The organism is Synechococcus sp. NB0720_010 (genome assembly GCF_023078835.1).
Classification (GTDB): Bacteria; Cyanobacteriota; Cyanobacteriia; order PCC-6307; family Cyanobiaceae; genus Vulcanococcus.
In genome coordinates this window covers 2114223-2136961 of the sequence record NZ_CP090898.1, presented here as the reverse complement: position 1 = coordinate 2136961, position 22739 = coordinate 2114223, and the positions used below count along the sequence as shown (strand labels likewise).

The 22739-nt window shown below is 66.2% G+C and carries 26 protein-coding genes; 13 read left to right on the top strand and 13 right to left on the bottom strand.

Features of this window, described 5'->3' with window-relative positions; genetic code table 11:
• Positions 1–26: 26 nt before the first annotated feature.
• On the bottom strand, positions 27–722 hold the full coding sequence (lipB, locus tag LY254_RS11245; protein ID WP_371820465.1) for a lipoyl(octanoyl) transferase LipB: 696 nt from the start codon (positions 720–722) through the stop codon (positions 27–29).
• 47 nt (positions 723–769) lie between these two features.
• On the opposite strand from lipB, the gene hpf reads away from it, so the two are divergent.
• The 5 genes from hpf to LY254_RS11220 are packed head-to-tail and all read left to right on the top strand — an operon-like array spanning position 770 to position 5369.
• A complete protein-coding gene (gene hpf, locus LY254_RS11240) occupies positions 770–1357 on the top strand; it encodes a ribosome hibernation-promoting factor, HPF/YfiA family (protein ID WP_010315472.1) in 588 nt (195 codons plus the stop codon).
• An 8-nt stretch (positions 1358–1365) separates the two neighbouring features.
• The gene (gene deoC / locus LY254_RS11235) at positions 1366–2037 is read left to right on the top strand and encodes a deoxyribose-phosphate aldolase (protein WP_247477204.1); all 672 of its coding nucleotides are present in this window, start codon (positions 1366–1368) and stop codon (positions 2035–2037) included.
• The gene (gene recO, locus LY254_RS11230) at positions 2034–2843 is read left to right on the top strand and encodes a DNA repair protein RecO (protein WP_247477203.1); all 810 of its coding nucleotides are present in this window, start codon (positions 2034–2036) and stop codon (positions 2841–2843) included. Before deoC ends, recO begins: the two co-directional genes overlap by 4 nt.
• A 5-nt stretch (positions 2844–2848) precedes the next feature.
• Positions 2849–4198 (top strand): MFS transporter, encoded by a 1350-nt coding sequence (locus LY254_RS11225; protein ID WP_247479886.1) that lies wholly within the window; start codon positions 2849–2851, stop codon positions 4196–4198.
• 28 nt (positions 4199–4226) lie between these two features.
• Positions 4227–5369, top strand: a complete 1143-nt coding sequence (locus tag LY254_RS11220) for a glycosyltransferase family 4 protein (protein ID WP_247477200.1) — start codon at positions 4227–4229, stop codon at positions 5367–5369.
• Here LY254_RS11220 and pyrF read toward each other — a convergent pair.
• Positions 5366–6037, bottom strand: a complete 672-nt coding sequence (gene pyrF / locus LY254_RS11215; RefSeq protein WP_247479885.1) for an orotidine-5'-phosphate decarboxylase — start codon at positions 6035–6037, stop codon at positions 5366–5368. The two genes, LY254_RS11220 and pyrF, sit on opposite strands and share 4 nt — an antisense overlap.
• A gap of 140 nt (positions 6038–6177) precedes the next feature.
• Here pyrF and LY254_RS11210 point away from each other — a divergent pair, with 140 nt between their 5' ends.
• Both LY254_RS11210 and LY254_RS11205 read left to right on the top strand, forming a co-directional pair.
• Entirely contained in the window at positions 6178–6591 is a 414-nt protein-coding gene (locus LY254_RS11210; protein ID WP_247477198.1) for a cupin domain-containing protein, read from the top strand.
• A 72-nt stretch (positions 6592–6663) separates the two neighbouring features.
• Positions 6664–7392, top strand: coding sequence for a carbonic anhydrase (locus LY254_RS11205; RefSeq protein WP_247477196.1), 729 nt, complete (start codon positions 6664–6666; stop codon positions 7390–7392).
• Here the strand turns inward: LY254_RS11205 and tyrS are convergent.
• Positions 7389–8651 (bottom strand): tyrosine--tRNA ligase, encoded by a 1263-nt coding sequence (tyrS, locus tag LY254_RS11200; protein ID WP_247477194.1) that lies wholly within the window; start codon positions 8649–8651, stop codon positions 7389–7391. The genes LY254_RS11205 and tyrS overlap by 4 nt on opposite strands.
• Before the next feature lie 42 nt (positions 8652–8693).
• The gene (locus tag LY254_RS11195; protein WP_010315455.1) at positions 8694–9017 is read right to left on the bottom strand and encodes a DUF1825 family protein; all 324 of its coding nucleotides are present in this window, start codon (positions 9015–9017) and stop codon (positions 8694–8696) included.
• A gap of 125 nt (positions 9018–9142) precedes the next feature.
• Between LY254_RS11195 and LY254_RS11190 the strand changes: the two genes are divergently transcribed.
• From LY254_RS11190 to LY254_RS11170, 5 genes are read left to right on the top strand one after another with little or no spacing between them, the layout of a single operon-like run.
• Positions 9143–9853, top strand: a complete 711-nt coding sequence (locus LY254_RS11190; protein ID WP_247477192.1) for a response regulator transcription factor — start codon at positions 9143–9145, stop codon at positions 9851–9853.
• 32 nt (positions 9854–9885) lie between these two features.
• Positions 9886–10554 carry a type II secretion system protein GspK gene (locus LY254_RS11185; RefSeq protein ID WP_247477191.1) on the top strand — a complete coding sequence of 223 codons (669 nt, stop codon included), beginning with the start codon at positions 9886–9888 and terminating at the stop codon, positions 10552–10554.
• Between the two features lie 4 nt (positions 10555–10558).
• Positions 10559–11161, top strand: coding sequence for a GIY-YIG nuclease family protein (locus LY254_RS11180; protein WP_247477190.1), 603 nt, complete (start codon positions 10559–10561; stop codon positions 11159–11161).
• Positions 11162–11198: 37 nt separating this feature from the next.
• Positions 11199–12695: a leucyl aminopeptidase gene (locus LY254_RS11175; RefSeq protein WP_247479883.1), complete on the top strand. Its 1497-nt coding sequence runs from the start codon at positions 11199–11201 to the stop codon at positions 12693–12695.
• Positions 12696–12714: 19 nt separating this feature from the next.
• Complete coding sequence (locus LY254_RS11170) at positions 12715–12957, top strand: hypothetical protein (RefSeq protein WP_029626157.1); 243 nt, start codon at positions 12715–12717, stop codon at positions 12955–12957.
• On the opposite strand, the gene LY254_RS11165 is transcribed toward LY254_RS11170, so the two are convergent.
• From LY254_RS11165 to LY254_RS11125, 9 genes are all read right to left on the bottom strand, one after another.
• Positions 12954–13148 (bottom strand): hypothetical protein, encoded by a 195-nt coding sequence (locus LY254_RS11165; RefSeq protein ID WP_010315443.1) that lies wholly within the window; start codon positions 13146–13148, stop codon positions 12954–12956. The genes LY254_RS11170 and LY254_RS11165 overlap by 4 nt on opposite strands.
• A 132-nt stretch (positions 13149–13280) precedes the next feature.
• Positions 13281–13916 (bottom strand): peptide-methionine (S)-S-oxide reductase MsrA, encoded by a 636-nt coding sequence (gene msrA, locus LY254_RS11160; protein WP_247477189.1) that lies wholly within the window; start codon positions 13914–13916, stop codon positions 13281–13283.
• A complete protein-coding gene (gene lpxB, locus LY254_RS11155) occupies positions 13913–15103 on the bottom strand; it encodes a lipid-A-disaccharide synthase (RefSeq protein WP_247477188.1) in 1191 nt (396 codons plus the stop codon). Before lpxB ends, msrA begins: the two co-directional genes overlap by 4 nt.
• Positions 15100–15933: an acyl-ACP--UDP-N-acetylglucosamine O-acyltransferase gene (gene lpxA, locus LY254_RS11150; RefSeq protein ID WP_029626156.1), complete on the bottom strand. Its 834-nt coding sequence runs from the start codon at positions 15931–15933 to the stop codon at positions 15100–15102. The genes lpxB and lpxA overlap by 4 nt, the downstream gene beginning before the upstream one ends.
• Before the next feature lie 9 nt (positions 15934–15942).
• A complete protein-coding gene (fabZ, locus tag LY254_RS11145) occupies positions 15943–16401 on the bottom strand; it encodes a 3-hydroxyacyl-ACP dehydratase FabZ (protein ID WP_255439364.1) in 459 nt (152 codons plus the stop codon).
• 5 nt (positions 16402–16406) lie between these two features.
• Positions 16407–17249, bottom strand: a complete 843-nt coding sequence (lpxC, locus tag LY254_RS11140; RefSeq protein ID WP_247477187.1) for a UDP-3-O-acyl-N-acetylglucosamine deacetylase — start codon at positions 17247–17249, stop codon at positions 16407–16409.
• A gap of 10 nt (positions 17250–17259) precedes the next feature.
• The gene (locus LY254_RS11135) at positions 17260–19521 is read right to left on the bottom strand and encodes a BamA/TamA family outer membrane protein (RefSeq protein WP_247477186.1); all 2262 of its coding nucleotides are present in this window, start codon (positions 19519–19521) and stop codon (positions 17260–17262) included.
• A 50-nt stretch (positions 19522–19571) separates the two neighbouring features.
• Positions 19572–20321 (bottom strand): phosphoribosylaminoimidazolesuccinocarboxamide synthase, encoded by a 750-nt coding sequence (purC, locus tag LY254_RS11130; protein ID WP_010315429.1) that lies wholly within the window; start codon positions 20319–20321, stop codon positions 19572–19574.
• Positions 20318–21364, bottom strand: a complete 1047-nt coding sequence (locus tag LY254_RS11125) for a hypothetical protein (protein WP_247477185.1) — start codon at positions 21362–21364, stop codon at positions 20318–20320. The genes purC and LY254_RS11125 overlap by 4 nt, the downstream gene beginning before the upstream one ends.
• A 79-nt stretch (positions 21365–21443) precedes the next feature.
• Between LY254_RS11125 and purD the strand changes: the two genes are divergently transcribed.
• Positions 21444–22736 carry a phosphoribosylamine--glycine ligase gene (gene purD, locus LY254_RS11120; RefSeq protein WP_247477184.1) on the top strand — a complete coding sequence of 431 codons (1293 nt, stop codon included), beginning with the start codon at positions 21444–21446 and terminating at the stop codon, positions 22734–22736.
• Positions 22737–22739 lie beyond the last annotated feature (3 nt).

The following is a 22739-nucleotide window of genomic DNA, read 5'->3' as shown; positions in this document are numbered from 1 at the left end:
GGGATATCAGTCAGTTGGCCCCGGTCTTACCACCCCTGGAGCTGCTCCTGCAGGGTTGGGGCTCGCAACTGCAAACCAAAGCGACGCGCGAAGGTCTCCAGCAGCCGTGGCCGCAGCGCCGCCGCCGAGAGCTCCGGCCGCCAATCCACCAGCCGCCCAACCTCCCGGTTCGCAATCCCGCAGGGCACGACTTCGGCAAAACCGGCGAGGTCCGCCTCCACGTTCAAGGCCAAGCCGTGCTGGCTGATCCAGCGGCGGGCACCGACCCCAATGGCGGCCAGCTTGCGGCCCTCCAGCCAAACCCCTGTGAGCCCCTCCAGGCGGCCGGCCTCCAGGCCCAGCTCCGCCAACAGATCGATCACCACCCCTTCCAACTCCCGCAGATAGAGGTGCAGATCAGCGCCATGGCGCTGCAGGTTGAGCACGGGATACAGCACCAACTGCCCTGGGCAGTGGTGGGTCACCTCACCGCCACGGTCGATCCGAAACAGCGGCGCGGGGGGATCGGCTGGATCAAAGCCCAGAAACCCCGGGTCGGCCCCGCGACCGAGGGTGTAACAGGGCTCATGCTCCAGCAGCAGCACTGCCTCCGGCCCATCGGGGTCCTCCAGCAGACGCCGTTGCAACTGCTGCTGCCAATCCCAGGCCAGCGCGAAGGGAACGCAGCCGGTGGGCTCGAAACAGATTGCGTCGCGGGTGGGCGAGGCCGTGGTTGAACTCACTGACCGTTCCTAGCGTTTAAGCGGGTCCACCGCCGAGGAGGCAAGGGATGAAGCTCGTGATTCATGGCCGCAATCTGGAGGTCACTCCAGCCATCCGCGAGTACACCGAAGAGAAGCTCAAGCGCGCGACCAGTCATTTCGACGGGATGGTGAAAGAGGCGGACGTGCATCTCTCGGTAGCCCGCAATCCCCGGGTTCCGCAACAGACCGCCGAGGTGACGGTCTTCGCCAACGGCACCGTCATCCGCGCCCAGGAACGCAGCGAAAACCTCTACGCCAGCATCGATCTGGTGGCCGGGAAGTTGACGCGGCAGCTGCGCCGCTACAAGGACCGCCACGGCGACCACCACCACAGCCATGGCCACCACGCCAGCGAGACCCCCAGCGTGGTGGAGATGGCCGGCGATGACAGCGTCAGCGGATCTCTGCTGGACGGCAAGGAAGCCGGTCTTCCCAGCCGCGGGGTGCGCCGCAAGTACTTCTCGATGCCGGCGATGAGCCTCGAGGAGGCCCTGCATCAACTGGAGTTGATCGACCACGACTTCTATCTCTTCCGCGACGCCGGCAGCGATGAGCTGCAGGTGGTCTACCGCCGCAACCATGGAGGATTTGGCGTCATCCAGGCCAAGGACTGAACGCAACTGTGCGCGACCTGCCCGATCTCGCTCCCCTGATCGATCACGCCCTGTTGGATCCCCACCAGGGCCAGGAGGCCATCCTCCGCTGCTGCGATGAGGCCAAACACTTCGGCTTTGCAGGGGTCTGCCTGGCCTCCCGCTGGCTGGATCTCGCCAGGGAGCGGCTCGGTCCAAGCGGCGGGCGGGGCCCGAAGCTGATCAGTGTGATCGGCTTCCCCTTCGGCGCGATTCCCGCCGAGATCAAGCGCCAAGAGGCCGAATGGGCCGCTGCCGCCGGTGCCGACGAACTCGATGTGGTGCCGGACTTCGGGGCCCTGGCCGACGGCAACAGCAGTCAGTTCTGCGAGGACCTTGCCCCGATCGCCGAATTGGGGCTGCCCTTCAAGGTGATCCTGGAGGTGGGACGGCTGTCGCCCGAGGTTCTGGAGTGGGCCGTCGAGGCCAGCATCGATGTCGGCGCAAGCATGCTCAAGACCGGCAGCGGCTTTGGCCCGGCGGCCAGCCTTGAGCAGGTCAAACAGCTGCGGCAACTGGCCCGTGGCCGGGCCGCGATCAAAGCCTCCGGTGGCATCAGCGGACTCGAGCAGGCCTACGGCCTCGTCGAAGCCGGGGCCAGCCGGCTGGGGACCAGCCGGGGGGTGGCCCTGATGGAGGCCCTGCGGGCCAAGTCAGCGTGAGCCCAGAGCAACGGCTTGAGGGGCTGGTGCTGCGCAGCAGTCCCCTGGGCGAAAGCGACCGTCTGATCACGGTCCTCAGCAATGAGGAGGGCCTGATCCGACTGGCGGCCCCCGGCGCCCGCAAGCCCAAGAGTTCCCTGGCCGCCGCTGTGCCCCTGGCGGTCCTCAGCCTGCAGGTGGGGGGCCGAAGCGGCCTGAAGCGTGTGCGCCAACTGCGGGTGCTGCGCAACTTCTCCCACCTGGCGGAGCGGCTGGAGACCCTGGCCGCCGCCCAGGGATTGGCCGAGGTAGCTCTGCTGCTGGTGCCCAGTGGCGATGCGATCGAGGGTCTACTAGAGGACCTGCTGGTGCAGCTCGCCCGCCTGGAGTTGGTGGTCAAGGAGAAGCAAGACAGCATGGAAGCCCTGGCCATCAGTGTTCAGGGCCTCACCCACCTGTTGGCCCTGGGGGGCTACGCCCTGCCCCTGGCGGAGTGCTGCCGCAGCGGGGAGCCCCTGGATCCGCCCCTGGGGAATTGGGACTGGCGCTGCAGCCTGCTGCCCAGTGAGGGCTTCGTGATCGGCGCTGTGCCCGGCGCCCAGATGATGCTGAACGCCTCCGAGCTGGCCCTGTTGCAGCGGCTGCTGCGGCCGGCGTTGCCGCGCAAGCGGGATGGAACGCTGATGGGACCGGAGTCGGTCTGGCTCCGGTTGCTGCAGCTGCTGGAGCTCTGGTGCCGAGAACACCTCAACCGCAGCGCCCGGTCCTGGCGAATGCTGAGGCAGTGCTTCGACGATGGGGCATCATCGGTAGCCGGGAGGTCCTGAAGAACGTGAGCGAAGACCCGCGGTCTCCAGGTGACAACACAGGGCTCCAGGGGGTTTTGGCCCTGCCCGAATTCCGCAAGCTCTGGCTTGGGCAGATCTTCAGCCAGCTGGCGGACAAGTTCTACATCGTGTTGATGGTGTTCCTCATCGCCCAGTACTGGGCGGGGGCAACACCACCCGAGGGCGGTGCGCTGGTGGAGGCCGCCGGTGCGTTCAACCTCAGCATCGAGGGCCGGGCCCAGTGGATCACCCTGCTGGCCACGGGGATTTATGTGGCCAACACCATCCCAGCGATGGTCCTGGGTTTAGTGGCTGGGGTCTGGGCTGATCGCTGGCGCAAGCGCGAAGTCATGGTGGCCAGCAATGGCATCCGTGCCGGCCTGGCCCTGCTCACTCCCCTCTGCCTGCTGGATGGACCCCATTGGCTGGGGCTGAGCTGGGGCTACTGGGCCCTGCTGGTCATCACCTTTTTGGAGTCGGTGCTGACCCAATTTTTTGCACCGGCAGAGCAGGCTGCGATCCCGATGCTGGTGCCCACGCGTCAGCTGCTGGCGGCCAACTCGCTCTATCAGGCCACGAGCATGGCCGCCACCATCGTCGGCTTTGCCCTGGGTGATCCGATCCTGCGGGGTCTGAAATATGGCCTGGGTGCCCTGGGCATTGCCAACGGCGAATTCGCCCTATTGCCCCTCTGCTACGGCCTGGCTGCCCTCTCGATCGCTTGGATTCGCGTCGAGGAAACGCCGCAGCGCAGCCACGACGAGAACATCTGGCGCGAGATCTCCGAAGGCCTGGAGGTGCTCAAGCAGCGTCCAACCGTCCGCAGCGCGATGCTGCAACTGGTGCTGCTCTACAGCCTTCTGGCGGCGCTCTATGTCTTAGCGATCAGCCTGGCCTCCGCCATCCGTCAGCTGGGACCCACGCAATTCGGAACCCTGCTGGCCATGAGTGGCATCGGCCTCGCCCTGGGCGCCGTCGCTGTCGCCCAGATCGGTCATCGCTTCAACCGCCGCCGTCTGGCCTCCGCGGGCCTGGGAACGATCGCCTGGAGCCTGGTGCTGCTCGGCCAACTGCGCGGCAGCCTCGGCTTTACCCTCGCCCTCTGCACAGTGCTCGGTGTGGGGGCCGCCCTGCTGGCCATCCCCGCCCAAACCACCATCCAAGAGGACACCCCGGAATCGATGCGGGGCAAGGTCTTTGGCCTGCAGAACAACCTGATCAACATCGCCTTGAGCCTGCCGCTGGTGCTCGCCGGCGCAATCGTCAGCCGCTACGGGCTACTGCCGGTCCTCTGGGTCTTGGCGGGGCTGGCGGTGGCCGCTGCGCTGCTCGAGCAGCCGTGGAAACGCTGCTAGTTTCGGCACTTGGTCGAGTAGCCGCTGCGTGGCCCACATCGCCTGGTTGGGCAAGAAGTCACCCTTTTGCGGCAACGTCACCTACGGCCTGACCACCACCGAGGCCCTACGGGATCGGGGCCACGAGATCAGCTTTATCCACTTCGACAGTCCAGGAACGGCGAGCCCGGACGTGGCCCTGCCCTATCTGGTCAAGTCGCAGGTTTACACGATCCCCTCGCCAGGAGCCCAGCGGGAACTGCGGGAGTCGCTGGAGCGGCTGAAACCGGATCTGGTGCACGCCAGCTTGACCCTCTCCCCCCTGGATTTCCGGCTGCCGGATCTCTGCCAGCAGCTGGGCCTGCCGCTGGTGGCGACCTTCCACCCCCCCTTTGACGCAAGCCTGCGCAACCTGAGCGCCGGCACCCAGCAGCTGACCTATCAGCTCTACGCCCCATCCCTGGCCAAGTACGACCGGGTGGTGGTCTTCTCGGAACTGCAGGCGGATGTGTTGATGCGACTCGGGGTCCCCAGGGATCGCCTGGCGGTGATCCCCAACGGGGTCGACCCCCAGCGCTGGAGTCCCAGCAACCCAACCGCACCCTCCGAACGGCTGCAGGAGCTGCGCCAACGCTTCAGTGGCCAGCGGGTCTTTCTCTACATGGGGCGAATCGCCACGGAGAAGAACGTCGAAGCGCTGCTGCGGGCCTGGAAGTTGGTCCAGCCCAGCGGCTGCAAGCTCGTGGTGGTGGGCGATGGTCCGATGCGCCAATCGCTGATGCAGAACTACGGCGAGGACGCCGGCATCCTCTGGTGGGGCCATGAACCGGAGCAGGCCGTGCGGCTGGCGCTCCTGCAGCTCGCGGAGGTCTTTCTCCTTCCCTCCCTGGTGGAGGGGCTCTCCCTGGCACTGCTGGAGGCCATGGCCAGTGGCACCGCCTGTGTCGCCACCGATGCCGGGGCCGATGGGGAGGTGCTCGAGGGCGGGGCCGGCATCGTCATCAGCACCCAAGGGGTCACCACCCAACTGCGCACCCTGCTGCCGGTGCTGCGGGACCAGCCCGTCCTTAGTGCAGAACTGGGCCGGCGTGCCCGCCAGCGGGCGCTGGAGCGCTACACCCTCACCCGCAACATCGACCAGCTGGAGCGGCTCTACGGCGAGCTCAGCCCGGCGGCGCAGGCAGTGGCCTAGGCCAGCTCGGCGCAGCAGGCGGCAAAAGCCAGGGTGGGGTCCTCAGCCTTGGTGATCGGGCGGCCGATCACCAGCTGGGAGGCTCCAGCAGCGATGGCCTCAGCGGGACCCAGCACCCGGGCCTGATCGCCCGCGGCGCTGCCCTTCGGGCGAATCCCTGGGGTCACCAGCGCGAAGGGTTCTGGGTGCTGGGCCCGCAGGCTGGCGGCCTCCAGCGGAGAACAGACGCAACCGCCAATTCCCGCCCCTGCGGCCAGGGCCGCCAAGGCCGGAACCCGTTCAGCGATGTCCTGACGGATGGCCAATTCCCGCTGCAGCCGCTGCTCCTCCCAACTGGTCAGCACCGTCACCGCCAGCAGGGTCGGAGCGGCCAGTCCAGCGGCTTGGGCGCCCTCAGCAGCGGCGGCCTGGGCTGCCTGCAGGGCTTCACTACCGGCGCAGGCATGAACCGTGATCAGCTCCGCACCCAGGCCAGCCGCCCGCCGGCAGGCACCGGCCATGGTGGCGGGGATGTCGTGGAACTTCAGGTCGAGGAAGACCCGCAGGCCCTGCTCCCGCAACTGGGCCACCACCTCAGGGCCCGCCTGAACAAAGAGCTCCAGGCCGACTTTGACCCAGCGCAGGCCCTCGACCCCGCGGCTGAAGGCCAGGGCCTGATCCGGGGCCATGCCATCGAGGGCAACGATGATCCGCTCAGCGGCAGGCCTGGTCACGGGGAGGCAGCTCTCGATGAAGATCTCAGGCTACGAATTGTCCTGGCGCGTTCTCCAGGAGCCACCCAGCATGGGATCAGCACCTTGCCTCGCCCATGGGTCCGCGGATCCTGCATCCCGAGCAACTCCAGGGGTTTCGGCTGGGCAGCAATGACCACTGCCGGCTGGCCCTGCTCAGCAAGCCGGAAGCCGGCGGCTGCACGCAGTTCCTAGAGGTGCATGACCCCTGCGATCGGGTCCCCGCCCACAGCCATCACCAGGCCGCCGAGCTGTTCTTCGTTCTGCGGGGGAACGTGGTGTTCCACGTCGGTGAATCCAGCATCACCGCCAGTGGTGGGGACTTTGTCAGCGTCCCCGGCGATGCGATCCACGACCTGGAGAACCCAGGCCCAGGCAGGGTTTACCTGATCACAGTGCTCAGCCGCGATGGTGGCTTCGCTGACCTGCTGGAGCACGGGATCCCGACGCCGTTGGATGCGGAAGATCTGGCTGTGCTGCGCAGCCTCTAGGTCACAAAAGCCAACCAAATCAAGCCAAGGGGGCCCGGGCTCCACAGGTTGTGGGCAGACGCCCGCGCTCGAATGCCCCTCAGCCGTCGCCATGCCCTGCAGGCCCTGGGTCTCGCCGCCGCCGGCAGCACCGCCATCGGTAAGGGCTGGAGCAAAGAAGCCCAGCAGCTGCGCCAGGAGCTCGAGGTCTGCAGCCCCAGTGGCGACACCTTCACCTGGATGCTCGAGCGCAACAAGGTGTTCAGCAAGGCCTGGCAACGCAGCATCCAAGCCAGCAATCCCCAGGAGCGGATTCAGATCAAGCAGGCCATCTTTGATGCCAGCTGCCACATCGATCCTCAGGCCTTAGCCCAAGGCCAGCGGCCCTGGGCAGCGCTACTGAGCTGCGCCGATGCTCGGGTGGCACCGGAGTGGATGTTTGGCGTCGGCTCAGGCGAGCTCTTCCAGGTGCGGGTGGCCGGCAACAGCGCCTTCAACGACGGCATCGCCAGCCTGGAATTTGCCGTGGCCGCCCTTGAGGTGCCCTTGATCGTCGTCATGGGCCACAGCGGCTGCGGTGCCGTCGCCGCCGCCATGGGCTCGGAACCGCTCACACCGCTGCTGGAGGACCTGGTGCAGCCGATCCGCGCATCACTGCAACCCAACGACGACCTCACCCAAGCGATTCAGGGCAACGCCCGCTACGCCGCCGGGCAGCTGGTGAAGCGCAGCCAGGTCCTGGCGGACGCCCAGGCCAGCGGCAAGGTCAAGATCCAGCCAGCCTTCTTTGACATCCAATCGGGCCGGGTCAGCGCGGTTTAACCCGCCACCAGGCGCCGGAAGGTCTTCTTGCCCAGCTGCAACACCTTGCCGGCCAACTGATCGGGCCCTGCAAATTCCTGGTTGGGATCTGCCAGCTTCTCGCCATCGAGCTTGACCCCACCGCCCTGGATTTGGCGGCGCGCCTCACTGCTGCTGGCGCAGATGCCGACGGCGCTGAGCAAATAGAAGGCCTTCGCCGGGAAGTTCACCTCTGCCAGGGATGCCTCGGGAACCTCGGCGTCCGCCGCCCCGCTGCCCTTGGCACCGCCCACGAGCTTGCCGGCATCGGCCTGAGCCTGATCAGCCGCCGCCTGGCCGTGGCGCTGGCGCGTCACCTCCAGGGCCATCGCCTTTTGGCGCTCCCGAGGGTTATCCGGCAGGGCCGCCAGATCGAGATTGGTCAGCAGGGTGAGGTACTCCTCGACCGCCGCATCGGGCACCTTCTCGAGCTTGGAGTACATCGAGAGCGGGTCTTCGGCCAGACCGACGGTGTTCCCCAGGCTCTTGCTCATCTTCTGAACGCCGTCGAGGCCCGCCAGGATCGGCAGGAGCATCCCGAACTGCGTGCGCTGGCCGAAGTGGCGCTGCAGGTCGCGGCCCATGGCCACGTTGAACTTCTGGTCCGTCCCCCCCAGTTCCAGGTCGGCCTGCACGGCCACCGAGTCATAGCCCTGCAGCAGCGGATAGAGAAATTCGTGCAGGGAGATCGGAGTACCGGAGCCGTAGCGGTTGGCGAAGTCCTCCTTGGCCAGCATCTGGCCGACGGTGGAGATCCCCAGCAGCTCGATCACCTTGGGTAGATCGAGGGAGGCCAGCCATTCGCTGTTGCAGCGCACCTCCAGGCGGCCCGGGGTCTCGAAATCCAGCAGGGCACGCGCGGGGTCCTGGCCCTGGCCGAGCTGCTGGAGATAGGTGCGGGCGTTGGACTCGACCTGCTCAGCCGTGAGCTGAACGCGGGTGGCACTTTTGCCCGTGGGGTCACCGATGCGGGCGGTGAAGTCACCGATAATCAGCACAGCCGTGTGGCCCGCATCCTGGAAGGCCCGCAATTTGCGGAACAGGATCGAGTGGCCCAGGTGAATGTCACTGCCGGTCGGATCGATGCCGAGCTTGATCCGCAGGGGCCGGCCGGCCTTCTCGGCCTCAGCGAGGCGGGCGGCCAGCTGTTGGTCGGCATCACTGGCTTCCGTACCGGTGGGGAACAGGTCAGCGACACCGCGCTCCAACCACTGCGGCAGTCCCCACTCGCCCTTGGCCATGTCCGCCCTGCTGTCTGGGGTCGGATCGTACGCAGACGGGGATCAGCTTTCGGCGTCCAGCTCCCCCTTCATTCGATCCAGGGTGCGCTGCATCTGCTCAAACATCTGATCGGGGGTCATCCCGAACTGGCTGAGCTGGGTGCGTAGCTGCTCAACCGTGAGCTTGGCCTGGAAGTCATCGGAGAGCTCAAAGCGCTTCATGAACACGCGGTAGCGGTCCATTAGCTCCTCCATCCGCTCAATGAAGAGCTTTTTGCCTTCCCGATCGAACTTGCCGTACTCGCCGCCCAGCTGCATCAGTTGCTGGTAATCGCCAAACAGGCGCTTGGCTTCTTCTTGAACGATCTCGGATTCAAAGAAGGCCATCAGGCTGAGCCGGGCGGGCCCAACGATTGTGTCGAGCCTGAGCGGCCCTGACGAGTGCGGATAGGCGTAACGGGCTGCCAAGTTCGCGGCCCGTGCGCACAGTGAACAGTGCAGCCTGCGTCGCGATGGACTACACCCCCTCCCTGGCGGCCGTGCGGGGCAACGTGGCCGCAGGCAACGCGCTGCTCAGTCAATCCCGCGTGGTGGTCTGCAGCGGCTCACGGCTCGCCCTGACCCTCTTCATTGCCGCCCTGCAGCCGGGGCCCGAGATCGTCGGGGCGGTGACCACCCAAGACGAGGGATTGCAGAGGTTGGAGCAGGGGCAGGCGGATGTACTGATCTGCACTGACCGGCTCGAGCAGGGCAACGGCGGCAGCCTGGTGGCCCAAGCCAAAGCCCTGCCCCAGCCGCCCGCCACCTTGATGGTGGTCACCCAGCCCCGGCGCTTGATGGCCATTCACCAAGCACTGCAGGCCAACTGCGATGGGCTCTGCCTGGAGAGCAACCTGGGTTTCGGCAGCTTTCTGGCCGCGATTCGCGCCATGCAGAGCGGCGGGCTCTACCTCGACCGGAACCTGAGCAAGAGCTACTTCGAAGCCTTTGCCGAGGGCCAGGGCACCCCCTTGGCGCAGCTGACCCCCAGGGAGGTGGACATCCTTCAACTGATGGCCGGCGGGACCGAGAACCAGGGCATCGGTCAACGCCTGCACCTGTCGGTTGAGACGGTGAAAGACCACATCCGGCACATCTTCCACAAGCTGAATGCCAACAGCCGCATTCAGGCCGCGGTCCAAGGCATTCGCCTGGGCTTGGTCGAGTGGCCAGACCCTCGTTAAGGTCAGGCGGTTCCGCCGCACCCGACACCGCCATGGGCCGAGGCCACTGGTTGGATCCTCTGGCCCGGAGACTGCTGGAGGCGGCGGGAGAATTGCCGCGGCGTGCACAACAACCTGCCGCGCCGGAACCCCAGCCCCTGGAGGAGAGCGTCGAGCAAGACCTCCTCGCCCTCAAGCTCGAGCACAACCCGAACCTGCGGCTGACCAACGCCCAGGAGGTCCAGCACGCGGCGGCCCTGGGTTGGCGCCTCGATGTCAATCGCGCCAGCGCCAACGACTGGTTGCGGCTGCCGCAGATCACGCGCGATCAAGTCGACCTGCTCCTGCGGCTCCAGCAGGGTGGGGTGCAACTCAGCGGTCCAGACGACCTCCAGCGCCTGTTGGACCTCCCCGCTGCACTGGTGGCCAGCTGGGAACCCCTGCTGCAATTCCGCTGGTACGGCGATGGCGCCCCAACGGCCGTGACGCCCTTGCTGATCGACCTCAACCGCGCCCCGGCCCAGGCGCTCGAGCGCCAACTGCCCCAACTGAGCCCGGAGCGGCGCCAACGGCTGCTGCGCGAGCGGCAACGGGCCCCCTTCCAGGACCTTGCGGAGCTACAGGAGCGACTGCAACTGCCGGCGTCGGTGGTGGAGGAGCTGATCGGGAAGGTGCGCTTCGGCCAAGGTTCCGCCGGTCCAGAACTGCCGCGCTCGGCCTAGGCGAATGGGACGGCAAGGCGAACTGTTTGGCGCGACACCCGTCGGTGGCGGGATCAGCGGCGAGGCCCTACCCCTGCAGGAGCATCAGCTGATCGCCTGGCAGCAGCGTCTACTGGATTACCAGAGCCCCCGCTTTGAGGCGGTGGCCAGCGGCAGCCAGCTGCCCCCAGGTCAGATGGATCTGTTCGGAGGCGGCAGCCTCGGTGCGGCGGCTGTGCAACGCCTCGATCCGCTGCAGCTGGCCCCACAACATCTGCAGTTCTGGCGATGGCCCGAACGCCAACCCGATGGTGCGGCCCTGTATTTCGTCGTGGACCGGCCGCCCCACCTGGAGGGGGCACTCCTCCTTTATGTGGGGGAGACCAAACAGGCCGATCGGCGCTGGAAAGGCGAACACGACTGCAAGGGCTACCTAGCGGCCTATGGCGAGGCGCTGCAGCAGGCCAACCTCCAGAGCCAGCTGAGCATCCGCTTCTGGCACGACGCCCCCAGCGAACGGCGGGCACGGCAAGCCCTGGAGCAAGCCTTGATTCGACACTGGCTGCCTCCGTTTAACAAGGAAACCCGCGGCCGCTGGGCCACCCCCTTCACGGCCGAGCCGGGCTGATCGCCCTACCATCGCGCCCATTGAGCTCGAGATGGCCATGGAGATCCGCTGCAGCAGTGCCACCGCCCGCGATTGGACGGGGGAGGCCCTGGTGGTGGGTCTCTTCAGCGATGCCCCCGGAGAGGGCAGCCGTGAGCTGCTGAAGAGCCGCTTTGGCGAAGCCCTGCTGGCGCGCATGGAGCGGCGCCGTTTCAAAGCCAAGCCGGGCGAGAGCCTGGTGGTGGAGCTGCTGGATCAACAGCCCAGCACCCTGGTGGTGGTGGGCCTTGGGGCCGCCGCGGACTTCAACCTCGAGCAGCTGCGCCACGCCGCGGCCATGGGCGCCAAAGCAGCCAACGCCAGTGGCGCCAGCAGCCTGGGGCTCGCCCTGCCGCTCGAGGGCCTGGCCCCGATCGCTGCCGCCTCAGCCATGGCTGAGGCCGTGCGGCTGAGCCTCTTTAAGGACCAGCGCTTCAAAGGCGAAGCCGAACCCGCTAAGCAACCCGCCCAGGTGGAGCTGCTGGGCCTACCCGCAGCTGAGCTGAGCGCCTGCCAAGGCGCCGCCTCGAGCAGCCAAGCGCTCTGCAGCGGCGTCGAGCTGGCCCGCGAACTGGTGGCAGCACCTCCGAATGTGGTCACCCCAGCCGCCCTCGCGCAGACCGCCACGGACATGGCCCGCGACTTCGGCCTGCAGCTCAAGGTGCTGGAGCGCAGCGACTGTGAAGCCCTGGGCATGGGCTCCTACTTGGCCGTGGCCCAGGGCTCGGACCTGCCACCGAAGTTCATCCACCTGACCTATGTCCCCGATGGGGAGATCAAGCGGCGATTGGTACTCGTCGGCAAGGGCCTGACCTTCGATTCCGGCGGTTACAACCTCAAAACCGCCGGCTCCCAGATCGACATGATGAAGTTCGACATGGGGGGCAGCGCTGCGGTGCTGGGCGCCATGCGAGCCATCGCGGAACTCAAACCGGCCGGCATCGAGGTCCACATGCTGGTGGCCGCCTGCGAAAACATGATCAGCGGCGGAGCGATCCACCCCGGAGCGATCGTCACCGCCTCCAACGGCAAAACGATCGAGATCAACAACACCGATGCCGAAGGTCGCCTGACCCTGGCCGACGCCCTGGTCTACGCCTGCAAGCTGGAGCCTGACGCGGTGGTGGACCTGGCCACCCTGACGGGCGCCTGCGTGATCGCCTTGGGCGACGAGATCGCCGGCCTCTGGTCCCCCAGCGACACCCTGGCCCAGGCCCTAGTGCAGGCCGGCGAAGACGGCGGCGAGAACCTCTGGCGCATGCCCCTGCGGGCCTCCTACCGCGCTGGCCTCAAGAGCGGCCTGGCCGACATGAAGAACACCGGCCCGCGCCCCGGTGGCTCGATCACGGCGGCCCTCTTCCTGCAGGACTTCGTCAACAAGGACATCCCCTGGGCCCACATGGATATCGCCGGCACGGTTTGGAGCGACAAGGGACGGGGCTTGGATCCCGCCGGTGCCACTGGATTTGGCGTTCGCACCCTGGTGAATTGGGTCCTGGCCGGGGGAGCCGCCTAGGCTCAGGCAGACCTGCAGCGTGGCGGTGCCCAAACTTCGGTGGTACGTCAAAGCCCAGCTGGGCGTCCTGCTCTTGCCGGCGGGACTCTGTCTCTTTGGCGAGGCCGTCCAGCGGCGGACACTCCAAGCCCTGGGACAGCCCCACGGCCCCTGGTTCTGGTACGGAACCCTCAGCCTCGTGGCCATCGTGGCCGCCGTCGGACTGATGGTGGAAAGCGGACTGCTGCGGGGCTACCCAGGACAGAACCAACCGCGCCGCTAGGCAGCGGCGGCGGCTGAAGCGCTGGACGCCCCAAGAAGGGAAGCCGGCTCTTCCAGGGCGTGGATTTGCCAGCGAGCCCGATCACCAAAGAGCTTCAACAGGCGATCGAGATCGTCCGAAGCCTGCTTCGGAGTGGCGTAAGGGCCGATATGACGTGTCACGAGACCATCGCGAATCGTCAGCAGATACATACAAAACCTGCAGTCGAGACAAGGTAAGGGTAATTCGGGCGGCCGGGAGGAAAAAGGCGTAAAAACCGGATCAGCACTCGAAAAAACCGAATTTTGCGCAATCGGCTCTTTAGCTTTTCCTCAGCTTTCCGGTCAGCGTCCAGTCACCCAGGGAGCATCGCTACGGGCCTTTGATCCCCAGACCTGATCCAAGCGGCGATCCCGGCCGCAGGCCCAGCGGTAGTAGTTGTATTTGATCGCGTTGTTGACTGCGTAATTCTGGTGATAACCCTCGGCGGGCCAGAACCGCTTGAGGGGCTTGATCTGCACCTTGATCGCTGAGGCGGGCTTACCCAGCTCCTTGGCTGCAGCCTGAAGGCTGGCCTTGGCTTGACTGAGCTGCTGCTCGCCCTCGGTGAAGATCACCGGTTTGTAGGACCCGCCGCGGTCACAGAACTGCCCGCCACCATCGAGGGGGTCGATATTGCGCCAGTAGGACCGCAGCAGGGTGGGGTAGCTGATGGTCTGGGGATCAAAGCGGACGCGCACCACCTCTTGGTGCCCGGTGCCGCCAGAGCTGACCTGCCCGTAGCTGGGGTTGTCCAGATGGCCACCGCTGTAGCCGCTCTCGGCATCGATCACCCCCGGCAGGTCCTCCAGGTCGTGCTCCAGACACCAGAAACAGCCACCAGCGAGGACCGCCTCTTCCGTGGCGGCCAGCACGGAGGCACAGGGACCTAGCAGCAGCAGGCCGATGGCCAAGCAGGCGGACAAGAGGCGCCGGATCATGCCGCACTCCCCCCTGGCAGGGCATCCAGGATCGCCGCGGCCGCCCGACGGGTGACGCCCTGTTCCCCAAGGAGCTCACGCAAGCGGCGATAGCCCTGCGCAACCCGCTCCCGGGCGGACGGATCCTCCAGCAGCGGCAGGGCTGCTTCCACCACAGACTCGGGGGTGAGGTCGTCCTGCAGAAGCTCCGGGACCAGGCGCTCACCCACCACCAGATTGACCGGTGAGATGTGATCGACCTTGAAGCGCAGGATCTGCTTGGCCACCCAAGCCGTTGGTCGGCTGACCCGGTAGGCCACCACCTGGGGCACCCCCCGCAGGGCCAACTCCAAGTTGACGGTGCCGGATTTATTGATGGCGAGATCCGCTGCCGCACAGAGGACCGGACGCAGGGCATCGGCTTCCGCCGCCGGAATCACGCGGGCCTGCACTCCAGCCTGGGTCAAGACCTCCTTCAGGACCGGCTCAAAACTGGCCTGACCCGCCGGCACCACCACCTGCAGCCCCGGGCAGCGCCGCTGCAACTCAGCGGCCGCCTGGGCTAAGTCCGGCAGCAGGTAGCGCAACTCCTGCTGGCGCGAGGCAGGGAGCAGCAGCAACAGGCGTTGATCCGGCTTCAAGCCCAACTGAGTGCGGGCCGCCTCACGACTGGGCAGCTGGGTCAAGGTGTCGATCAGGGGGTGCCCCACCCAAGTGACATCGGCCCCGCGGGAGCCGTAGAAGCGGGCCTCCTCTGGAAAGATCGCCAGGATCCGATCGGTGAAGCCGATCAGCCGGGTCGTCCCCCCCTCGCCAACGCGAAAGGCCCACTCCTGGGGAGCGATGTAATAGAGGATCGGGATCTTCGGCAGCAGCCGCTTGACCTTGAGGCCCAAGTTGACATTGGCCCCCATGTAATCGATCAGCACCAAGCCGTCGGGGGGGGACTGACGCAACCAGGCATTGACCCGGCGCTGCACCTGCAGGGTGGGCAAGACCAAGGGGAGAGCCTCCCAGAGGCCAATGGCGCCCATCGCCATCGTGTTCGCAAGGAGCGTTGCACCGGCCTGGGCCATGCGCTCACCGCCGAGGGCGAAGAGCTCCAGCTCAAGACCACGGGCCTGGGCTTCCTCCCGCAGGGCCTTGACCAACAGGCCGCCCTGCAGATCACCGGATACTTCGCCGGTGCTAATCAGCAGTCGCCTCATGAACGCCCGGCGGGCAGGGGACCTCGGCGACCGGGGCCAATCGAGGCCTCCAGGAAGCTCACCAGGGTTTCGGCGGGGGGAAACAGGCTCTGCTCACGCACGCCCTTGATCGCCTCAGCCAGCACCACATCACCGCGATAGAGCTGGGCCCAGACCTGCTGCAGTTGCTTGGTTTGTGCGCCGCCATCCAGCTCGCTCAGACCACTGCGCTTCAAGCCAATCCGGTTCAAGCCCCGCAGGCGACCGGGGTGGCCCTCAACGATCGCGAAGGGCGGAACATCGCGGTCGATCCGGCTCATCCCACCCACCATCGCCATCGTGCCGATGTGGACGAACTGATGGATGCCCAGCACGCCTCCAATCACGGCGCGGTCACCGATCACCACATGGCCGGCCACGGCGACGCCGTTGGCGATCACGATGCGATTCCCCAGGTCGCAGTTGTGACCCAGGTGGCTGTAAGCCATCAGCAAATTGCCATCACCGATGCGGGTCTGCTCTCCCTCATGGGTGGCACGGTTGATGGTCACGCATTCGCGGATGGCGTTGTCATCGCCAATCACGACCTCGGTGGGTGCACCGTTGTATTTGAGGTCCTGGGGCTCAGCGCCAATCGAGGCCCCCGGGAAGATGCGGTTGCCCTTGCCGATGCTGACGCGACCGTCGAGCACCACATGGGGGCCAATGCGCGTTCCTGAGCCGATCGACACCTCGGGACCGACCACGGCATAGGGGCCGATCTCAACGCCCGCATCGATCTGGGCCTTGGGATCCACCACGGCGGTGGGATGGATTCGGGTGCTGTCCCCGTTCATAACGGCCTGAGTCATGGGGGGAATTCAGTCGACCAGGGAGAACATCAATTCGCCGGAGCAGACCAGCTGTCCGTCCACCGTGGCCTCCGCCTTGACCTTCCCGAACCGTTGTCGCTTGAGCGACAGCAGTTCGCAAGTCATCACCAACTGATCACCCGGCACCACCGGACGGCGGAAGCGCACGCCATCAATCCCTGCGAAGACAAACAACCCCTTCGGGAGATCCGGCATCTGGGTGACGATCAAGCCCCCCACTTGGGCCATGGCCTCGACGATCAACACGCCTGGCATCAGCGGGCGACCGGGGAAATGACCCTGGAACTGAGGCTCGTTGAAGGTGACGTTCTTGATCGCCACCGCCCGCTTGCCCGGCTCATGCTCGATCACCCGGTCCACCAGGGCGAAGGGATAGCGGTGGGGCAGCAGCCCCTGGATCTGCTCGCTGGTCAGAACTGGGGCGGAAGGGGTGGCGGATGAAGACAAGGAACTCAGCGAGAAGAAACCAGAGCGGCGGCCAAGGCGGTGTGCAGTCCGTGGGAGCCACGGAAGGCAAACACTTGGGCCAAAGGCAGTCCCGCTAAGGCGAGATCGCCCAATAGGTCAAGCAGCTTATGGCGCACGGGCTCGTCGGCAAAGCGCAGCGGGGGATTCAGCCAACCCTCCCCGTCGCACACCAGGGCGTTATCCAATGCACCGCCCTGAATCAAGCCCGCAGCCCGCAGCTGATCCACCTGGTCTTTGAAGCCGAAGGTGCGGGCCGGGGCGATCTCCTCGACGAAGGCCTGGGGGGTGAGTTCGAGGTTGAACAGCTGACGGCCAATGGCGGGATGGGGGAACTCGATGGCTGCCCCCAAGCGCAGGCGATCACTCGGGAGCGCCGTGGCAAAACTTTGGCCCTGCTGCAGGGTGATCGGTGCGGCCAGAGGTGCAGCCTCAGGACGGGGACCGAGGCAGCGCAGGCCGGCCTCTGCCAAGGCCTCAACCCAGGGCTGGGCCGAGCCATCCAGCAGGGGGATCTCCTCGCCATCCACCAGGATCAGCGCCGAGGTCACCCCGACACCGGCCAGGGCAGCCAGCAGATGCTCCACGGTGGCGAGACGCTGCTCACCCAGCTGCAGGGCGGTGCAGAGCTGGGTTTCGCAGACCTGGGAGGGCTGCAATCGGACGTGGGGACGCTCAGGGGCGTTGAGCCAACCCACGTAAAAACCCGGCTGCTCCGCAGGCTCCAGACGAACCCTGGCTTGAACACCGCTGTGGAGGCCCACACCGGAGCGCTCCACGGGCTGAGCCAGGGTCCACGCTTGGCTGTAATCGCTGGGCCAAAGGGTCACAGGAGCCGCCTCAGAACTTCCAACCCACACCGAGGTTGAAGCGCCATTCGTCGGTGAAGTCCTGGCTGGCCACCTCCAAACGCAGGGGGCCGACCGGGGTGGTGACGATCACGCCGACACCCGGGGAGACACCATCACCGGGCTTATCAAGCAGCGTCCCGGGATTCCCTGGGACATTGGCCTGGCTGCCAAAGGTGCTGCCGGCATCCACGAAGATCTCGCCACTGATGATGCTGAAGATCGGGAAGCGGTATTCCACCGTCGCCTCACCGAAGCTCTTACCCACGCCCAGGTCGCAGTCGTAGTAACCGCGAACGGAGTTGGAGCCACCCAAGCAGAAAGCCTCGTAGACGGGCATGTTGCCGAGGTTGGTACCCACCGAAGCCTGGAAAGCCAAGGCCTGTTTGCAGTCTTCCTTCTGCCCAGGCTTGGGACGGCAGCCCTTGTAGAACTTCAGCCAGTTCACCGGGATGTAGTGGGTGGCGCTGGCCCGAAGACGGTTGAAGGTCGGGGAGTCCTGACCGACGGAGACGAACTGCTCGGTGCCAACGCTCAGGAAGTTGCCCTGGGTGGGGTTCCGCGGGTCATTGAGCGTGTTCATCGAAGCCGCCAGGCGCAGGCCCACCAACTGGTTCGTCGTCGCGCCGTTTTCGCAGTTGTAGGCCACACAGATCACGTTGCTGACCGTGGTGGTGCCATTACCGCTGAAATTGTTGGAGGCCGTGGCGTAGGGCATCGCCTCCCCCGCAAAGTTGATCGGCTTGACCTGCTGGGCGTTTAGGCCAACGACAACATTCCAGGGGGCCTTCTTGTAGGGGTCACCGCCGTTCAGGGGGCGGGCCAAGGAGGCCGTGCCACCAATCCGCTGGATCGCCACGGCATTGCCGTCGAGCTGGAACCAGTTGTTGTTGTCGCCGAGCTGGGGATTCGCAGCCTTGGCTGCCGTCGGCGAGGCATAGGGACCAGTGAAGACCGTCGAGTTGCTCTGGTAGGCCAGGGCCGTGCTCGGGGCGTTGAAGAAGCCTTGGGAGACGTCAGAAACGGTGTAGAAGTTGCCGTTCTGCTGGCTCTGGAACACCTGGGGGACTTCCCGGCTCAGGAAGACCTTGGTGCGGAAGGCCGTGCGGTACTTATCGCCTTTGATCCAGGGGTCGGTGAAGGACACATCCGCCAATCCACCGAACTGGCCATAGGTGACGTTCAGGGCCAAATCCCAGGCGCGACCGAAGAGGTTGCTGTCCTGAAGCTGGATCTGACCAAAGATGCCCTGGCTCTGGCTATAGCCGATACCGCCCGAGAGGGAGCCGGTGGACTGCTCCACCACACCCAGAACAATCGTGACGGCACCGGGCTCACCCGCGACCGGGCGCAGGGTCACCTTCACATCACCGAAGAGACCGGTGCCATAGAGACGCTTGATGTCGTCTTCCAGTTGGCGGCGGTTGAAGGTGTCGCCGGCCTTGATCGAAATCTCTCGGGTGACCACCCAGGTCTTGGTTTTGCCGCGGATCGGCTGACCCTTGTCGTTGGTGCTGTCGCCCTCCTTGTTGAGGAACTGCACTTCGACGCCCGCCACGGTGCCCTCACGCACCAGCAGCTGCACCACACCCGCGGGGCTGACGCGGGTTGGACCGGTGACCCGAGCGAGGGAATAGCCCTGATCGGCGTACCACTTCTGGAGCTCAGCGATGCGGGCCTGCAGGGCGTTGAGATTCAGGGTCTTGCCGTAGTCCGCGGCAAAGATGTCGGGGATGAGGTTGTCCGGAAGCTTGGTGGTCTCGCTAACGCCCTCAAGGTCCACCTTGGTGAGCACCGGGTTCGGCACGACCGTGACCACGAGCCGGACGCCCAGGGGGCTATCCACCGGCTGAATCCGGACGTCGGAGAACCAACCGCTGGCGTAGATCGCGGACAGATCCGTCTGCAATTGAGCGCGGGTGACGCGACTGCCGGGGCGGGTGGCCATCGCGTCGTACACCGCGATCTCCATCCGCTCCTGCTCCGGATGCCCCTCAGCCCCCTGGACCACCACCTCACTGATCAACACCTGAGGCTCAGCGGGAGCCGCTGGCGCCAAGGAATCACTGGTGCTGGGGGCAAGTGATGGTCTGGAACTGGGGGTCTCAGACGCAGGCTGGTCTACCGGTGCAGGGTCCTCTGGTTCCGGACTCTTGTCCTGGGCCCAGACCGGGCCAACCCCAGCGACCAGGGGCAACGTCAGTGCCAGCCCCAGGCTCCATGCGTGGTTCTTGCCGTTGCGGGTTGCAGCCATGGAACGGGGACTGGAGCGGCGAACCGCAAATGCCGCCGAACCTACTTGGCTCAGCGGGGTTCTGGACAGGCGGCTTGGACCCGTTTGAGAACCTCCCCGTAGGCCTCGACCACACCGCCGAGATCCTGACGGAAGCGATCTTTGTCCAAGATCCGCTCCTGGGCATCGCCGCTGACGTTCCTGTCCCAGAGACGGCAGGTATCGGGACTGATTTCATCGGCCACCACCAGCTGACCGTCGGTGGTGAAACCCAGTTCGATCTTGAAGTCCACCAGCTCCAGGGCGATCTCGGCAAAAAAGCGACGCAGCACCGCGTTGACGGCCATGGCCAGACGCTCCAATTCCTGGCGCTGGGGTGCCGTCAGCACCCCCAGACGCTCCAGTCGCGCATCGGTCAGCAGGGGATCGCCGTAGGCGTCGTCCTTGTAATAGAGATCCAGCAGCGGCGGATCCAAGGGGGTGCCGGGCTCGATCGGCATCTGTTTGCACAGCGAGCCAAAGGCGATGTTGCGCACCACCACTTCCACCGGAACGATCTGAACCGGCTTCACCAACATCCAGTTGGGTTCCTGCAGGGAGAGGTAGTGGGTGGCTATCCCCTCCCGCTCGAGCAACTCGAACAGCCGCGCCGAGATCTGGCAGTTCATCAACCCCTTGCCCGCCAGCTGGGCCTTTTTGAGGGCGTTGAAGGCGGTGGCGTCGTCCTTGTACTCAACCGCCACCAAATCGGTTTGATCGGTCTGGAAGACGCGCTTGGCCTTGCCTTCGTAGAGGAGAGATCCGAGGGTGTAAGCGGTCATGGTTGCGGTGCGGCGTGGCCTCCGGGATCGCGGGGGGAACGCAACTGCTGCTGCAATGCGTCGGCCCTGGCGCTTTGTCCTGAATCTTGCCGGGTGATCGCCCACTCGCTGTAGGCATCATCCAGGCGCTGGCTCAGACGGCTCAGGCGGGCGCGGGAGCGCTCCGCCACCGCGCCGGACTCGGATTCGATCAAGACGCGCTGCTGCTCCAGCAAGGCGATGGCCAGGCCCCAGGCCTGGGCCGCCGCCGCCTGATCCAGGGCGCGCTCCATCAGCTGATCGCGTTCGGCCAAGGGCAGTTGCGCAAGCAGAGCGACCGCTTGGCTGAGGCGCTCCGCCGCCACCTGACCCGGTCGTCGTCCGGCCAAGAGCAGCGCCGCCGCCTCCTGGTGGCGCTCCAGAACGATCAGGTGTTCGACGTAGAGATCCAGGGCAGGCCGCGTCAGCACGGTGCCGTCCTCATTCACCCGGACAGGAAGGGCCAGGGTCTCCAGGCGCTCGGGATCAGCCGCGGTCAACTGCTCCAACAGGCGCGCCGCCAAGTCGTGATGCAAACCAGCCATGGCGGCGCGCCAGCGCTGGACCAACCACTGCTCGCGCTCGAGACCGGGAGCCGGACCAAAGCGGTTCAGCACCTCCAGGGCCGCATCGGGGGCCCGGCAGCTGAGCAGAGCATTGGCATTCACCAACACCACCGGGAAGGGCTGGGGCGGCGGAGCCACGGTCAACAACCGCTGCTGGAGCAACTGCAACCGGGTCACGAAGTCAAAGCTGGCGGCCTCCTGGCAGGCCAGGTTGAGGGCCCGTAGGTCCCCGGTTTTCAGTAGCTCCTGAAACTCCGCTTCCGGGGTGCTCCCTTCGAGTTCTGGGGCCGAGGGTCCCTGGACCTTGGGCTTCGGCTGACCGCGAAACAGATCGCCAATGAAGGGCAACTTGGCCTCGGCGGGCAGGGCCGCAGACAGCACCAAGGGAAGCAGCGCCAAGCCCCAAGCCCACGGCTGCCGCCGGCGCGCCCCCACCGGCGAGTAAAGAAGGAAAGGCACCGGCAGCGGTCTTCTGGGGGACAACCTAGGGGAGCTCACCGCTGTGATCACCGAACAAACCACCCGCCTCCTGCCCTCCATGACCGCGCCCGCTGCCCCGCAACACGTGCTGGTCGTCGGAGGAGGCGGACGGGAGAACGCCCTGGCCTGGGCCCTGGCCCGCAGCGCTGGCGTCCAGCAGGTCTGGGTGGCCCCAGGCAACGGCGGCACCGCTGAACTCGAGGGCTGCATCCAGCTGGCCATCAGCGAGGGCGATCAGGACGCCCTGCTGAAGACCTGCCAAGACGAAAGGATTGACCTGGTCGTGGTGGGTCCCGAAGCCCCCCTGGCCGCGGGCCTCGGCGACCGCCTGCGCCAGGCTGGCTTTGCCGTCTTCGGCCCTGGAGCGGATGGCGCCCAGCTGGAGGCCAGTAAACAGTGGGCCAAGGCGCTGATGGTGGAGGCCGGCATCCCCACGGCGGGCTACTGGAAAGCCAACAGCCGAGACGAAGCCCTCCGTGCTCTCGACGCCCAGGGCGAGCCCCTTGTGGTGAAGGCTGACGGACTGGCCGCCGGCAAGGGGGTGACCGTGGCCGAGAGCGTGGACGAAGCCCGCGCCGCGATTGAAGAGATCTTTGCTGGACGGTTTGGAGGCGAAGCCTCCCTGGTGCTGGAGGAGCGCACCCACGGCCCCGAGGTCTCGGTCTTTGCCCTCAGTGACGGCCAGCGCATGGTGCTGCTGCCCCCCGCCCAGGACCACAAACGCATTGGCGAAGGGGATGTGGGCCCCAACACCGGCGGCATGGGGGCCTATGCCCCGGCCCCACTGCTGGATCAAGCCGGTCTCGAGGAGGTCAAACGACTGGTGCTTGATCCCACCCTGGCGGCCCTGCAGGCCCGGGGGATCAGCTACCGGGGGGTGATCTATGCGGGCCTCATGCTCACCGAAACCGGTCCGAGCGTGATCGAGTTCAACTGCCGCTTCGGGGACCCCGAATGCGAGACCCTGATGCCCCTGATGGGTCCGGAGTTTGCGGCGGTCCTTATGGCCTGCGCCACCGGCCAACTTGAGACCGCCCCGAGCCTGACCATCCATGACCAGTGCAGCGCCTGCGTGATTGCCGCAGCCCAGGGCTATCCCGGGGAGATCCGCAAGGGAGACCCCATCTCGAGCTCCGTGGAGAACGGCGCCGATCTACAGCTGTTCCATGCTGGAACTCGCCGGGATGAAGCCGGGGTCTGCCACACCAACGGGGGCCGGGTGCTGGCGATGGTGGCCCAAGCAAGCGACTTTGACGCCGCCTTCGCCAAGGCCTACGAGGGCCTCCAGCAGGTGCACTTTGAGGGCATGACCTATCGCCGCGACATCGGCCACCAGGTCCGCAGCCACTAAGCT

Excerpts from the sequence above, each read along its gene's own strand:
- hpf (WP_010315472.1), top strand. The coding sequence starts at position 770 with ATGAAGCTCGTGATTCATGGCCGCAATCTGGAGGTCACTCCAGCCATC.
- pyrF (WP_247479885.1), bottom strand. The coding sequence starts at position 6,037 with ATGGCCCCGGATCAGGCCCTGGCCTTCAGCCGCGGGGTCGAGGGCCTG.
- LY254_RS11210 (WP_247477198.1), top strand. The coding sequence starts at position 6,178 with ATGGGTCCGCGGATCCTGCATCCCGAGCAACTCCAGGGGTTTCGGCTG.
- LY254_RS11205 (WP_247477196.1), top strand. The coding sequence starts at position 6,664 with ATGCCCCTCAGCCGTCGCCATGCCCTGCAGGCCCTGGGTCTCGCCGCC.
- tyrS (WP_247477194.1), bottom strand. The coding sequence starts at position 8,651 with ATGGCCAAGGGCGAGTGGGGACTGCCGCAGTGGTTGGAGCGCGGTGTC.
- LY254_RS11195 (WP_010315455.1), bottom strand. The coding sequence starts at position 9,017 with ATGGCCTTCTTTGAATCCGAGATCGTTCAAGAAGAAGCCAAGCGCCTG.
- LY254_RS11190 (WP_247477192.1), top strand. The coding sequence starts at position 9,143 with ATGGACTACACCCCCTCCCTGGCGGCCGTGCGGGGCAACGTGGCCGCA.
- LY254_RS11185 (WP_247477191.1), top strand. The coding sequence starts at position 9,886 with ATGGGCCGAGGCCACTGGTTGGATCCTCTGGCCCGGAGACTGCTGGAG.
- LY254_RS11180 (WP_247477190.1), top strand. The coding sequence starts at position 10,559 with ATGGGACGGCAAGGCGAACTGTTTGGCGCGACACCCGTCGGTGGCGGG.
- LY254_RS11175 (WP_247479883.1), top strand. The coding sequence starts at position 11,199 with ATGGAGATCCGCTGCAGCAGTGCCACCGCCCGCGATTGGACGGGGGAG.
- LY254_RS11165 (WP_010315443.1), bottom strand. The coding sequence starts at position 13,148 with ATGTATCTGCTGACGATTCGCGATGGTCTCGTGACACGTCATATCGGC.
- msrA (WP_247477189.1), bottom strand. The coding sequence starts at position 13,916 with ATGATCCGGCGCCTCTTGTCCGCCTGCTTGGCCATCGGCCTGCTGCTG.
- lpxB (WP_247477188.1), bottom strand. The coding sequence starts at position 15,103 with ATGAGGCGACTGCTGATTAGCACCGGCGAAGTATCCGGTGATCTGCAG.
- lpxA (WP_029626156.1), bottom strand. The coding sequence starts at position 15,933 with ATGACTCAGGCCGTTATGAACGGGGACAGCACCCGAATCCATCCCACC.
- LY254_RS11135 (WP_247477186.1), bottom strand. The coding sequence starts at position 19,521 with ATGGCTGCAACCCGCAACGGCAAGAACCACGCATGGAGCCTGGGGCTG.
- purC (WP_010315429.1), bottom strand. The coding sequence starts at position 20,321 with ATGACCGCTTACACCCTCGGATCTCTCCTCTACGAAGGCAAGGCCAAG.
- purD (WP_247477184.1), top strand. The coding sequence starts at position 21,444 with ATGACCGCGCCCGCTGCCCCGCAACACGTGCTGGTCGTCGGAGGAGGC.